The following is a 12,940-nucleotide window of genomic DNA, read 5'->3' as shown; positions in this document are numbered from 1 at the left end:
TCGTCCACTCCGCAATGCCTCTAGGACCGGATTACGACCTGACAAGAAATCTTGTCCTTCTTCGAGTGGTTCGATCGCGATGGGCTGTTCCTTGACTGGAGCGGCTTTTCGTTTCTCTTGTGCTGGACGTTGTGCCTTCGTTTTCGGCTTCGCACCGGTAGCCTTAGGATTCGTCTGTTTTTTCGGCTTCGAGTAGTTCGAACGCTTGTCCGATGAGTTCTTCAAGGCGATCCCCTCCTTCTGAAAGATAAATATAACCGAGTAATGCTTCAAATGCTGTCGCGTAGCGATACGTATGGACGTCCGTGCTCTTCGGGACAGAACCGGATTTCGCGTTCTTTCCGCGCCGGACAACCGCTGCCTCTTCTTCCGTCAACGCATCCGTGTTCAACCAGTGCGTCACGACCGTCGCTTGTGCTTGTGCCCGAACGTACCGGACAGCTGCTTTATGCAACTCGCCCGGCTTCACATAACCTTGTTCGAGCAATCGCTCCCGCACACGAATCTCATAGACGACATCGCCCATGTACGCTAACGCGAGTGCATTCAGTTGTTTGTAGTTCTTCATCCGCGCTTCCACCGCATCCCTTGCGCTGTGTCTTCCAGCAAGATCCCTTGATCACGTAGCTGATCGCGGATTGCGTCCGCTCGTGCGAAGTCACGATTTTGACGGGCTGTGTTCCGCTCTTCGATCAACTGTTCGACTTCTTCATCGAGTAAGCCTTTGTCGACTGTCAACGTGACACCGAGGACATCTGATAATTCCGAGAAGAGTGCGAGGAACTGTTCGAGCACCTGTTTCGACACATGTGCTTCTCCGAGGTACAAGTTGGCTTCTTTCGAGAGATCGAATAAATCCGTCACAGCGTTCGCTGTATTGAAATCATCATCCATCGATGTGATGAAATGTTCCTTGATCGCCGCTAGACGATTCAACCACTTCTCGTCACCTGTTCCGAGATCGGCCGTCATTTCAAGGCGGTGTTCGATGTTTGCGACCGATTCCCGAATCCGTGCGAGACCATTCGCTGCTTGATCGATCAGTTCACGACTGTAGTTGATCGGGTGACGATACTGAACCGATAACATGAAGAATCGTAATACCATCGGATCGACCGCTTGGATTGCTTCATGAACCGTCAAGAAGTTACCGAGCGACTTCGACATCTTCTCGTTTTCGATGTTTAAGAACCCGTTATGCATCCAGTAGTTTGCGAACTTCTGTGAGTTGCATGCTTCTGACTGGGCGATCTCATTCTCATGGTGCGGGAACTTTAAGTCTTGTCCACCAGCATGAATGTCAATCGTCTCTCCAAGGTATTTCTTTGCCATCGCCGAGCACTCGATGTGCCAGCCTGGTCGTCCTTCGCCCCATGGACTCGTCCATGCCGGCTCACCTGGTTTTGCTGCTTTCCAGAGCACGAAATCAAGCGGATCTTCTTTTTTCTCTCCGACTTCGATTCGTGCGCCTGCGCGCAATTCATCGATCGACTGTTGGCTCAATTGACCATAATCCTTGAAACTACGCGTCCGGAAGTAGACATCCCCGCTTGATGCGTAGGCATTGCCTTTTTCGACGAGGACTTCGATGAAGGCGATGATATCGTCCATCGTTTCCGTGACGAGTGGATGGATATCCGCTTTTTGGACATTCAAGGCGCCCGTATCCGCGTGATACGCCTCGATGAAACGTTTCGTCAACGCATGATAGTCTTCTCCGAGTTCGTTCGCTGTCCGGATGATCTTATCATCGACGTCCGTGAAGTTCGAGACATATTTAACTTCGTATCCGCGGTATGTGAAGTAGCGACGGACCGTATCGAAAACGATTGCTGGACGCGCGTTCCCGATATGAATGTAGTTGTAAACCGTCGGGCCACAGACATACATCTTGACCTTTCCTTCTTCTAATGGTTTAAATAGTTCCTTTTTTCCGGTCATGCTGTTGTACAGTTGAATCATGACGTCGCCCTCCTTTAATCCGTTCAATTTCTTGTTTTAATACTTCTAGTTCCATTTCAATCCGCTCTTGGCAATCGCTGACCGGATCCGGGAAACGATGATCAAGTGGTGCTTCGACCTTCATGCCGTCTTGAATGACGACACGTCCCGGAATGCCGACGACGGTCGCATTTGGAGGAACGTGTTTTAAGACGACGGAACTGGCACCGATTTTTGAGTATGCCCCGATCGTGATATCACCTAGGACACGAGCACCGGCAGAGACAAGTACGCCGTCTTCAATCGTCGGATGACGCTTTCCTGTTTCTTTCCCCGTTCCGCCGAGTGTCACGCCTTGAAACAACGTGACGTCATCGCCAATGATCGTCGTCTCACCAATGACGACACCCATCCCATGGTCAATAAAGAATCGGCGTCCAATCGTCGCTCCTGGATGAATCTCGATGCCTGTCAAAAAGCGACTGAATTGCGAAATCAATCGACCGAGCAAGCGAAACTTTGCGTTCCAGAGCCGATGGGCCAGGCGATGCATCCAAATCGCATGTAAGCCCGGGTATGTCAAAATGACTTCTAACGTGCTGCGGGCAGCTGGATCTTGCTCAAACACATTGCGGATATCTTCTCGTATCCGTGTCATATACGTTCTCCTCTCCATAAGAAAAAGCGCCTCTATGCATTGCTGCACAGAGACGCTAACGAAGCGCGGTCCCACTCTGTTTGGACGATTGACTCATCCCTCTCGACGTCCGTTAACGCCGGAGATACGTCTGCGCCTACTTTCACGGATTTCGGGCAGCACTCAGAGGGGCATTTCATGATTCGCTTCTTCAAGCCCTCGCACCATTCGAGCTTGTCTCTGGAGAAGAAGACGCATCGTTACTTTCCTCGTCTACGCTTTCGTTATTCTGCTTCAAGCCGTGCAAGCACACGGTCTTTTCCTAGTAATTGAATCGTGTTCGGGAGTTCTGGACCATGCGTCTGTCCTGTCGTCGCGACACGAATTGGCATGAACAAGTTTTTTCCTTTTTGACCAGTCGCTTTTTGCGTCGCTTTGATCGATGCTTTAATCGCTTCTGGTGTCCACTCTTCGAGAGCACGTAATTGGTTCGCGAATTCTGCAAGTACAGTCGGAACCGTCTCGCCACTCAAGACAGTGTTTGCCTCTTCATCATACACCACTTCGTCCTCAAAGAACATCTCTGAAAGCTTGACGATTTCCGCGCCATGCGTCATCTGTTCGCGGTATAACGCAACGAGATCACGTGCCCAAGCGAGCTCTTCTTCTGAAGGTGACGCTTCGACGCGACCTGCTTCTTGTAGGAACGGAAGACTTGCTTCGAATACTTCTTCGAACGATTGATGTTTCATGTACTGGCTGTTGATCCAAGCTAGTTTGTTTTGGTCGAAGACAGCTGGACTCTTCGAGAGACGATCCGCGTCAAAGATCTCGATGAACTCTTCTTTCGTGAAGATCTCTTGTTCGCCGACTGGTGACCAACCGAGAAGCGTGATGAAGTTGAGCAATGCTTCCGGGAGATAACCGAGCTCTTTATACTGCTCGATGTACTGAATGATCGAGTGATCACGTTTCGAGAGCTTCTTGTGTGATTCGTTGACGATCAATGTCATGTGACCGAACGTCGGGTATTCCCAACCGAACGCATCATAGATCATCATCTGTTTCGGTGTGTTCGAAATATGATCATCCCCACGAAGGACATGACTGATCGCCATCAAGTGATCGTCGATGACGACGGCAAAGTTGTACGTCGGAATGCCATCTTTTTTGACGATGACCCAGTCACCGAAGTCTTTTGATTCGAATGAGACGTCGTCTTTGACGATATCATTCCATGTATACGTGACATCTTCCGGTACACGAATCCGAATTGACGGTGTGCGACCTTCTGCGCGGAACGCTTCTTCTTGTTCTGCTGTCAGGTTACGGTGTGCCCCTGAATAACGTGGTGCTTCTCCGCGTGCTATTTGCGCTTCGCGTTCTGCTTCGAGCTCTTCCGATGTCATGTAGCAACGGTAAGCAAGTCCTTTTTCAAGTAACTCGTCCGTGTACTTTTGATAGATATCGAGACGCTCCATTTGTGAATAAGGACCGTACTCGCCACCGCGACCTGGACCTTCGTCCCAATCGACACCGAGCCACTCGAGGTTCTTCATTTGACTCTCGACACCGCCTGCGATGTTCCGCTTTTGGTCCGTATCCTCGATTCGTAATACCATCTTACCGCCTAAGTGGCGCGCAAACAGATAGTTAAATAATGCAGTCCGGGCATTCCCGATATGCAAGTGTCCTGTTGGACTTGGGGCATAACGTACTCGTACTTCTGCCATTGCCAATCACTCCTTCGACTAAAATTCGCTTATCTAGTATACCTTATTCTTCGATTCGTTTCAGTAGAATCACTGCTTGACAAGCGATTCCCTCTTCTCGTCCCGTAAAACCTAACCATTCCGTCGTCGTTGCCTTGACATTGATCTGTTCAATGTCCGCTTCGAGTAATTCCGCGATCCGCGCACGCATCGTGTCGATGTACGGACGAAGCTTTGGTGCCTGTGCGATGACTGTCGCATCTAGGTTGCCAAGCTCATACCCTTGTTGTTTAACGAGCGCGTAGACATGCTGCAACAATTTTGCTGAATCGGCATCCTTGAATTCCGGATCCGTGTCCGGAAAATGTTTTCCGATATCCCCCGCTGCGATCGCACCAAGTGCCGCGTCGGCAATCGTATGTAACAAGACGTCTGCATCCGAATGACCGAGCAATCCTTTCGTATGCGGAATCTCGATACCGCCTAAAATCAATTTCCGATCCTCTGCAAAGGCATGTACATCAAAACCTTGTCCAATTCGAATCATGATCATTTCCCTCGTTTCATTAGAATCGCTTCACCGAACCAAAGATCGTCCGGTGTCGTCATCTTGATATTTTCGTAGTGACCGTGGACGATCGTTACTTTTCCTCCGTCCCATTCTATCAAACTTGCATCATCGGTTCCTAGGTATTTCGTTGCCGCTTTTTCATGAACCATGCGAATCGTCGCAAGATCAAACGCTTGTGGTGTCTGGGCTGCCATCAGGTGTTCCCGCGGGACGGTCTCGCTGATGTGGTTCGCTTCAATCCGTTTGACCGTGTCTTTAATCGGCACGGCAAGAATCGCTGCTTTGTCTAAGACTGCCGCTTGGACGACCGCATGAATCGCTGCTTGTGAAATGAACGGTCGGGCACCATCATGGATCAGAACGATCCCTTCGCCTTCTAACGCCTCAAGACCACGGAGAACACTTTCCTGACGTTCGGCACCACCCGCGACAAGTCTAATCGATGTCTTATAAGACGCGATAATACTTGTAAACCATTCTTGTTCTAGTGGATTGATCGCGAGGATGATTTCCGTACATGCCGGATCTGCCTCGAAGACATCCAGTGTCCAAGCGATGATTGGACGGTCTCTTAGTTCAAGCATCAATTTATTACGATCTGCGCCCATCCGCTTACCGGCACCGGCAGCGGGGATGACGACGCGATATGTGGCTGTAGACATCCCATTCCCTCTTTTCTCTCTCACTGATCATCGTGATCCATTCCATCACACCGAAAACGGACTCGATCATGAAATCGAATCCGTTACGGGGTCTATCCGAATGCCTCTCGATGTCTCTCTAGGCATAGTGTCTCATTTTTCTTGTGGTTTCGCAAAAATCATTCGTCCAGCTGATGTCTGCAAGACGCTCGTGACGACAACGCCGATTGTTTTCGAGATCAGGTGTTTTCCACCTTCGACGACGACCATCGTCCCATCTTCGAGATAGGCGATGCCCTGTTTTTGTTCTTTTCCTTCCTTGATGACAAGGACGGTCATCTCTTCACCTGGAATGACGACTTGTTTGACGGCATTCGCCAGATCATTGATGTTAAGAACAGGAACATGTCGGACTTCACAGACTTTGTTCAAGTTATAGTCGTTCGTGACGACGATCCCTTTGACGAGTTCCGCGAGTTTAATCAGTTTGATATCGACTTCCGGTACATCCTCGAAGTCGCCATCGTAAATTTCGACCTCAACACCGGGAATCTCTTGTAACTCTTTTAAGACATCGAGTCCACGACGTCCACGGTTTCGTTTCAACGTATCGGAAGAATCCGCGATGTACTGCAACTCCCCAATGACGAATTGCGGAACGATCAGCTTTCCTTCGACGAAGCCGGTTTTTGTGATATCCGTGATCCGCCCGTCGATGATGACGCTCGTATCGAGTACCTTACTGTTTGACTTAACTGGGGCGACGACTTCAGGTGCCGTCTTTTTCTCACTTTGGTTGCTACGTAAGAAGATTTTCGTCAATTCATGACGTTTACGATACCCGACTGTAAAGCCGAGATATCCGAATAACGCGGTCACGAAGATCGTTAAGACGTTACTGAGGACAGGAATACCTACCAAATCAATCAATGTACTGACGAGGAAAGCCAGTACCAACCCAATCAACAAACCAAATGTTCCAAAAAAGAGATCTGCCACTGGGGCTTTGACGAGCCGTTCTTCTAAAAATCGGAGAAGTCGAATTACCGAATCCGTAATGAATAATCCAATTAATAAGAATATGAGTGCACCAATCGTTCCAGTTACGTATTCGCTCATCAACCACGCGGGGAATGTCGTATTCGTTGCCGTTTCAATTAATTGGAAGAACTGAGGAAGCAACAAGATCCCGAGGGCAAGTCCGAGTAATGCAAAAAATACCCGAATGACGATTTTCAATCTTCTCACCTCCTTTGCTTATTTTAAGTTCATTGTAACATGTACTGATTTGAACTACCTACGCCGGAAGGAGGGGAAACTGTTTACATATCCATTACAGTTCCCCCATTTTTTGCGTCATTCCAGCTTAAAACGGAATGGTTTCACGTAATGCTTCGTCCACACTCTCGACACCGACGACCGTAATCCCGTCCGGATACGTCCAACCCCCTAAGTTGTTTTTCGGAATGATTGCCCGTGTGAAACCGAGTTTGGCTGCTTCTGCTACACGTTGTTCAATCCGCGATACACGACGAACCTCACCTGTCAATCCGACTTCACCAATCACGACATCCGTCGGACGCGTCGGCTTGTCACGGAAACTGGAAGCAATCGCAACACAAACCGCCAAGTCAATCGCGGGTTCATCCAGCTTCACACCCCCGGCTGCCTTGAGGTAGGCATCTTGTGTCTGAAGGAGAAGACCCGACCGTTTCTCAAGGACCGCCATCAATAAGGCAACCTTGTTTTGATCGATTCCGGTCGCCATCCGTCTAGGATTCCCGAATGACGTCGGTGAAATCAGTGCTTGCAGTTCGACGAGGACCGTCCGTGTCCCTTCCATCGAAGCAACAATCGTTGAACCGGATACACCGGACGTCCGCTCCTCGAGGAAAATTTCTGACGGATTCAAGACCTCTTCAAGACCAGACTCCCGCATCTCAAAAATTCCGATCTCATTCGTTGAACCAAATCGGTTTTTGACGGCACGCAGAATCCGGAACGTATGGTGACGTTCGCCTTCGAAATACAAGACAGCATCCACCATGTGCTCCAGTAAACGTGGTCCAGCAATCGAACCCTGTTTCGTGACGTGACCGACGATGAAGATCGCAATACCGCGACTCTTCGCAATTTTCATCAGCATCGCCGTACATTCACGTACCTGTGTCACGCTCCCGGGTGCGGACTGGATTTCATCAATGTAGACGGTTTGAATCGAGTCGATGATTAAAAAACGTGGCTGTTCTTCATCGACGACACGTTCAATCATGTTCATATCCGTCTCACTCAGGACGAACAAATCCTGTGTCGGTAAGCCAAGCCGTTCCGCACGCAATTTCGTTTGTTTGAGCGATTCTTCCCCTGAGATGTAGAGTACTTTTTCGCCACGTTGGGCAAGACGTGCGCTCGTCTGCAGTAAGATCGTCGACTTCCCGATCCCCGGATCTCCTCCAACAAGCACCATCGAACCTGGAACGATACCGCCTCCGAGGACACGGTCGAATTCACCACTTCCGGTAAAGACACGACTCTCTTCTTGCGAGACGATGTTCGCGAGGCGCTCTGGCTTCAATTGTTTTGTCGTCGTATGAACGAAAGCGGCACCGCGCCGTCCTTTTTTTTCTTCGACGACTTCTTCGACCATCGTATTCCATTCCCCGCATCCTGAACAACGTCCCATCCATTTCGGGGATTCGGTCCCACAGCTTTGACAAACGAATTTTGTTTTTAACTTAGCCAATCGATTCATCCTTTCTATTTCAAAAAAAGAACCAGCTTCGCTCAGAAAGTGCGAAAGCTGGCCCTGTGCTCAGTGCTTATTCCGTTGCGGCAGAACTCACGTGATTCCGGCGAACGATGAATTCGTTCTCTTCGACATCAAGCGCAACACGTTCTCCTTTTTGGATATCGCCTGCGAGCAATGCTTCTGACAACCGGTCTTCCGCTTCCCGTTGAAGGGCACGACGGATTGGACGTGCGCCGTACTCTGGATCGTATCCGATATCGGCAATCTTCGAGAGGGCAGCTGGTGTCAATTCGAAATGAATTTCCTGTTCAGCCAAACGTTTTTCAAGGGTTTTCGCCATCAACTTCACGATCTCTTCGATGTGTTGTTTCTCGAGTGAGTGGAAGACGATCGTTTCATCAATCCGGTTCAAGAACTCTGGACGGAACGCCCGTTTGAGTTCTTCCATAACTTTATCTTTCATGTCTTTGTATTCGCGATCCGTATCTTCCGAAACAGCGAATCCGACATATTTATTCCGTTTAAGGGCACTTGCACCGACGTTCGATGTCATGACGATGATCGTGTTACGGAAATCAACCGTCCGCCCTTTCGAGTCTGTTAAGCGTCCATCATCAAGTACTTGCAAGAGAATGTTGAAGACTTCCGGGTGCGCCTTCTCGATTTCATCAAGTAAGATGACCGAGTATGGTTTCCGGCGAACTTTTTCAGTCAATTGACCGCCTTCTTCGTAACCGACATATCCTGGAGGTGAACCGACGAGACGGCTCGTTGCATGTTTCTCCATGTACTCTGACATGTCGATCCGGATGATTGCATCCTCATCTCCGAACATCGCCTCGGCAACCGCACGTGCGAGTTCTGTCTTACCAACCCCAGTAGGACCGAGGAAGATGAACGAACCAATCGGACGTTTTGGATCTTTCAGTCCAGCACGTGCCCGACGGATGGCTTTTGAAATTGATTTAACGGCTTCGTTTTGACCGATGACACGATCGTGAAGGATTTCTTCGAGGCGAAGGAGACGATCCGTCTCTTCTTCCGCGATCTTCGTGACCGGTACACCTGTCCAGTTGGCAACAACTTGTGCGATGTCATCTTTTGTGACTTCAAGTTTTTCGTTGCCTTGTTTATTCTGCCATTCCTCTTTCAAACGCTCAAGCTCATCGCGTAATTTTTGTTCCGTATCGCGGAGGCTTGCTGCTTTTTCGAACTCTTGGCTTTGGACAGCTTCGTCCTTGTCTTTACGGATACCTTCGAGTTTTGCTTCGACTTCTTTTAAGTTCGGTGGTGCTGTGTATGAACGCAACCGAACTTTCGATGCCGCTTCATCGATCAAATCGATCGCTTTATCCGGAAGGAAACGATCCGAAATGTATCGATCTGACAATGTGACCGCTTCTTGAATCGCTTCGTCTGTGATCGTCACACGGTGGTGTGCTTCATAACGATCGCGAAGACCAAATAGGATTTGTGTTGCTTCATCCGTTGTTGGCTCTGCGACTTGAATCGGTTGGAAACGACGTTCGAGTGCCGCATCTTTTTCGATGTATTTCCGGTACTCATCAAGAGTCGTTGCTCCGATACACTGGAGTTCACCTCGTGCGAGCGATGGTTTAAGGATGTTCGATGCATCGATCGCACCTTCTGCTCCACCCGCTCCAATCAATGTATGCAACTCATCGATGAAGAGAATGATGTTACCCGCTTGACGAATCTCATCCATGACCTTTTTCAAACGATCTTCGAATTCACCACGGTATTTCGTACCGGCAACGAGTGTTCCCATGTCGAGTACCATGACACGTTTATTGCGTAACGTCTCCGGTACTTCGTTATTGATGATTTGTTGAGCGAGACCTTCGACGACAGCCGTTTTACCGACCCCTGGTTCCCCGATCAAGACTGGGTTATTTTTCGTCCGGCGGCTCAAGACTTCGATGACGCGTTGAATTTCTTTCGCACGACCGATAACTGGATCAAGACGTGTTTCACGCGCTTGTTGTGTCAAATCACGAGCAAGACCATCAAGTGTTGGTGTTGCGACACCTGAACCTGCTTGCGACGCGTTTGCTGTTGTTTCACTGTTCCCGAGCAACTGGAGTACTTGCTGACGGGCTTTTGAAAGACTGATGCCTAAGTTATTTAAGACACGAGCAGCAACGCCCTCTCCTTCTCGGATCAATCCGAGCAAGAGGTGTTCTGTCCCAACGTAAGAGTGACCAAGTTTACGTGCCTCATCCATTGATAACTCAATGACCTTTTTCGCACGTGGTGTATAGTGAATCGTCGTTGCACCATCTTGTCCGCGACCGATCAATGCTTCGACTTCCATTTGAATTTTATCTGAACTGAGACCGAGTGCTGTTAATGCTTTCGCAGCAATTCCGTCTCCTTCACGTACAAGTCCGAGTAAAATGTGTTCTGTTCCGATATTGTGGTGCCCCAACCGTACTGCCTCTTCTTGAGCAAGTGCCAATACACGTTGTGCACGTTCTGTGAATCGTCCAAACATCATTATGCAAAACCTCCTTGTGTGTGATCCCTGTTTGTTTGTTCGGTTAACATCGTCCGGATTCGTTTCGCCCGTTCGATGTCCCGTTCTCTAGATGTTAATTGTTTCCCGAAATGCTTTTGTAGAAAACCTGTTTGTAGCGAGACGAGCAGTTGGTGAAAAAGATTTGGAGGTAGATTGACCTCTAGTCCCAGACTGTCCGCTAAGCGAACATCCGATAACCGTTCCGTTGCTTCCCGCGCTGTAATCAGTCGAGCTGATGTCAGGATGCCATAGGAACGATATAGTCTGTCCTCTAGTTCTTCTTGATACATCTCCAATAATCCTTTTCGTGCTGCCTGTTCTGCTTCAATTAATGCTTCGACCGCAAATTGATAGTCCGTAATCAGCATATCCTCACTTGCTCCAAGCGTCCGTTGGTTCGAAAGTTGGAACATACGACCAGAAGCATCGCTTCCCTCGCCGTAACGCCCACGAATCGCGAATCCGAGCTGTCGTAAGTGTTTGATATAGCCTTGAATCTGATTCGTCAGGACCAGTCCCGGTAAGTGCAACATCACGGAAGCACGAAGACCTGTTCCGACGTTACTCGGACACGTCGTTAAATAACCAAGCGTATCATCAAAAGCAATTTTAAATCGTTCACTGATCAAGCGATCGACTTGTTTTGCGATCCGAAACGCTTCTTCAAGTTGAAGTCCGGGTAGTAACGTCTGGATTCGGAAATGATCCTCTTCGTTTACCATGACACTGATCTGCTCATCCTCACTAATGAAGAGTCCTGTCCGCGGATGACTGGCTAACGCTGGACTGATCAGATGCTTTTCTACTAAAGCGGTTCGAGTCAGGACATCTGCTTGATCGACGCGACCAAACCGGAACCCTTTCATCCCGTTTAGTTGACGTTCGGTCTCTTCAATGAGCGCATTAGCTTGTGCTTCTGATAACATCGTTGAGAACGGATAACGTGTCGTATTACGCGCCAACCGGATCCGTGTCGAAACGACGATGTCGTCAAAGGGAGAAGATTGATTCATCGATTCGCTTAAAGGGTGTTGGAGCAACTCTTCAAACATGACGCAAATCCTCCTCGACACTCTCAATCTGTTGTTTTATGATTTCTGCTTCTTCATAATCTTCTGCTAAGATTTTGCGGTTAAGTTGTTCTTTGAGTCGACTGAGTTGCTGGTTCAATCGTTTTTCAACGGATTCCTCATCAGGCCGTGAGCCATAATGTTGCGTATGACCGTGTTGGAACTGACGAACCATGCCGTCGACTTCGTCTTTAAAAAATGAATAACAAGTCGGGCAACCGACTTTACGAAGATGAAGCAATTGTTGACGGGTCATACCGCAAGACGGACACGCCGTCCCTTGATATTCACGTGCTAACTCCCGCACACAAACCGAGCATAAGAACTTCTCATCGGTTTCCGATTCTTGTGGAAGTTTGACACGGACGATTGCTTCTCGTTCGCCACATCGTTGACAACGCATCATGCATTCCTCCAATGTCCGACGACTAGAGTCGCTTCATGGTTTGAAGAAGCGTCCGCATCAAGTGGGCACGCATCCGGTGTTGATCTTCGACCGCCATTGGCAAACTCTCTTTTTGCAACAGCGATTGAATCAAAATAGCTTCCCGCCGCGTCAATAATTGTTCGTTCATCAAACGAATCAAATAATCTTCTGCAGCTTGTTCCGTCAAATGATCACCAATCCATGAACTGACTTCGTCTAATAGATCGTGACTATCGAGCACAACGATTTTTTGAATCCGAATGTATCCACCGCCACCCCGTTTACTTTCAACAAAATAACCCTTTTCGACCGTAAAACGAGTATTGATGACGTAGTTGATTTGTGATGGAACACAGTCAAAACGTTGTGCAATTTCTTGACGTTTGATTTCAATCGTCTTTTCGTCGTGTAAAATTTGCTTTAAATAGGCTTCGATGATATCTGTGATGTTTTGCATTGGCACCACCTCTCTGACCATCTTTGACTATTGTTTGATTTAATAGTAATCATCTAAAAAAAGAAATGCAACTGATAAGGCTTTTTAGAAAACACAAAAAGACCGATCTGCAATCTGCAGATCGGTCAAGTGCCTGGCAACGTCCTATCCTCACAGGGGGAAGCCCCCAACTACTTTCGGCGTTCAAGTGCTTAAC

12 protein-coding genes and 1 other annotated feature are annotated in these 12,940 nt (G+C 48.6%); all 12 genes read right to left on the bottom strand.

What is annotated here, in order from left to right; translation table 11 throughout:
* Positions 1-163 precede the first annotated feature (163 nt).
* The 12 genes from KNQ18_RS16195 to KNQ18_RS16140 all read right to left on the bottom strand — a co-directional run bounded on the left by KNQ18_RS16195 (position 164) and on the right by KNQ18_RS16140 (position 12,744).
* Entirely contained in the window at positions 164-568 is a 405-nt protein-coding gene (locus tag KNQ18_RS16195) for a Mini-ribonuclease 3 (protein WP_023466600.1), read from the bottom strand.
* Positions 565-1,962: a cysteine--tRNA ligase gene (cysS, locus tag KNQ18_RS16190; protein ID WP_215085607.1), complete on the bottom strand. Its 1,398-nt coding sequence runs from the start codon at positions 1,960-1,962 to the stop codon at positions 565-567. The genes KNQ18_RS16195 and cysS overlap by 4 nt, the downstream gene beginning before the upstream one ends.
* A complete protein-coding gene (gene epsC / locus KNQ18_RS16185) occupies positions 1,916-2,635 on the bottom strand; it encodes a serine O-acetyltransferase EpsC (protein ID WP_353049779.1) in 720 nt (239 codons plus the stop codon). Before epsC ends, cysS begins: the two co-directional genes overlap by 47 nt.
* A gap of 9 nt (positions 2,636-2,644) precedes the next feature.
* Positions 2,645-2,863: a binding site (T-box leader), on the bottom strand.
* Positions 2,863-4,311: a glutamate--tRNA ligase gene (gene gltX / locus KNQ18_RS16180; RefSeq protein WP_023466595.1), complete on the bottom strand. Its 1,449-nt coding sequence runs from the start codon at positions 4,309-4,311 to the stop codon at positions 2,863-2,865. (Overlaps the previous feature by 1 nt.)
* Before the next feature lie 43 nt (positions 4,312-4,354).
* On the bottom strand, positions 4,355-4,837 hold the full coding sequence (ispF, locus tag KNQ18_RS16175) for a 2-C-methyl-D-erythritol 2,4-cyclodiphosphate synthase (protein ID WP_029343079.1): 483 nt from the start codon (positions 4,835-4,837) through the stop codon (positions 4,355-4,357).
* A 2-nt stretch (positions 4,838-4,839) separates the two neighbouring features.
* The gene (ispD, locus tag KNQ18_RS16170) at positions 4,840-5,523 is read right to left on the bottom strand and encodes a 2-C-methyl-D-erythritol 4-phosphate cytidylyltransferase (protein WP_215085605.1); all 684 of its coding nucleotides are present in this window, start codon (positions 5,521-5,523) and stop codon (positions 4,840-4,842) included.
* Positions 5,524-5,655: 132 nt separating this feature from the next.
* A complete protein-coding gene (locus tag KNQ18_RS16165) occupies positions 5,656-6,741 on the bottom strand; it encodes a PIN/TRAM domain-containing protein (protein WP_050677148.1) in 1,086 nt (361 codons plus the stop codon).
* Between the two features lie 127 nt (positions 6,742-6,868).
* A complete protein-coding gene (radA, locus tag KNQ18_RS16160) occupies positions 6,869-8,245 on the bottom strand; it encodes a DNA repair protein RadA (protein ID WP_029343076.1) in 1,377 nt (458 codons plus the stop codon).
* Positions 8,246-8,321: 76 nt separating this feature from the next.
* Complete coding sequence (gene clpC / locus KNQ18_RS16155; RefSeq protein ID WP_023466588.1) at positions 8,322-10,769, bottom strand: ATP-dependent protease ATP-binding subunit ClpC; 2,448 nt, start codon at positions 10,767-10,769, stop codon at positions 8,322-8,324.
* Positions 10,769-11,842, bottom strand: coding sequence for an ATP--guanido phosphotransferase (locus KNQ18_RS16150; protein ID WP_023466586.1), 1,074 nt, complete (start codon positions 11,840-11,842; stop codon positions 10,769-10,771). The genes clpC and KNQ18_RS16150 overlap by 1 nt, the downstream gene beginning before the upstream one ends.
* Positions 11,835-12,263 (bottom strand): hypothetical protein, encoded by a 429-nt coding sequence (locus KNQ18_RS16145; protein ID WP_029343073.1) that lies wholly within the window; start codon positions 12,261-12,263, stop codon positions 11,835-11,837. Before KNQ18_RS16145 ends, KNQ18_RS16150 begins: the two co-directional genes overlap by 8 nt.
* A 25-nt stretch (positions 12,264-12,288) precedes the next feature.
* Positions 12,289-12,744 (bottom strand): CtsR family transcriptional regulator, encoded by a 456-nt coding sequence (locus KNQ18_RS16140; RefSeq protein WP_023466578.1) that lies wholly within the window; start codon positions 12,742-12,744, stop codon positions 12,289-12,291.
* Positions 12,745-12,940 lie beyond the last annotated feature (196 nt).

The sequence above is a fragment of the Exiguobacterium sp. s78 genome, assembly GCF_018618985.1.
Classification (GTDB): Bacteria; Bacillota; Bacilli; order Exiguobacteriales; family Exiguobacteriaceae; genus Exiguobacterium_A; species Exiguobacterium_A abrahamii.
The sequence above is the reverse complement of the archived record's forward strand: the minus strand, read 5'-3'. Positions and strand labels throughout refer to the sequence as shown.

What these genes read in the sequence shown, in the direction of transcription:
- KNQ18_RS16195 (WP_023466600.1), bottom strand. Translation starts at nt 568, where the DNA reads ATGAAGAACTACAAACAACTGAATGCACTCGCGTTAGCGTACATGGGC.
- cysS (WP_215085607.1), bottom strand. Translation starts at nt 1,962, where the DNA reads ATGATTCAACTGTACAACAGCATGACCGGAAAAAAGGAACTATTTAAA.
- gltX (WP_023466595.1), bottom strand. Translation starts at nt 4,311, where the DNA reads ATGGCAGAAGTACGAGTACGTTATGCCCCAAGTCCAACAGGACACTTG.
- ispF (WP_029343079.1), bottom strand. Translation starts at nt 4,837, where the DNA reads ATGATTCGAATTGGACAAGGTTTTGATGTACATGCCTTTGCAGAGGAT.
- ispD (WP_215085605.1), bottom strand. Translation starts at nt 5,523, where the DNA reads ATGTCTACAGCCACATATCGCGTCGTCATCCCCGCTGCCGGTGCCGGT.
- clpC (WP_023466588.1), bottom strand. Translation starts at nt 10,769, where the DNA reads ATGATGTTTGGACGATTCACAGAACGTGCACAACGTGTATTGGCACTT.
- KNQ18_RS16150 (WP_023466586.1), bottom strand. Translation starts at nt 11,842, where the DNA reads ATGTTTGAAGAGTTGCTCCAACACCCTTTAAGCGAATCGATGAATCAA.
- KNQ18_RS16145 (WP_029343073.1), bottom strand. Translation starts at nt 12,263, where the DNA reads ATGCGTTGTCAACGATGTGGCGAACGAGAAGCAATCGTCCGTGTCAAA.
- KNQ18_RS16140 (WP_023466578.1), bottom strand. Translation starts at nt 12,744, where the DNA reads ATGCAAAACATCACAGATATCATCGAAGCCTATTTAAAGCAAATTTTA.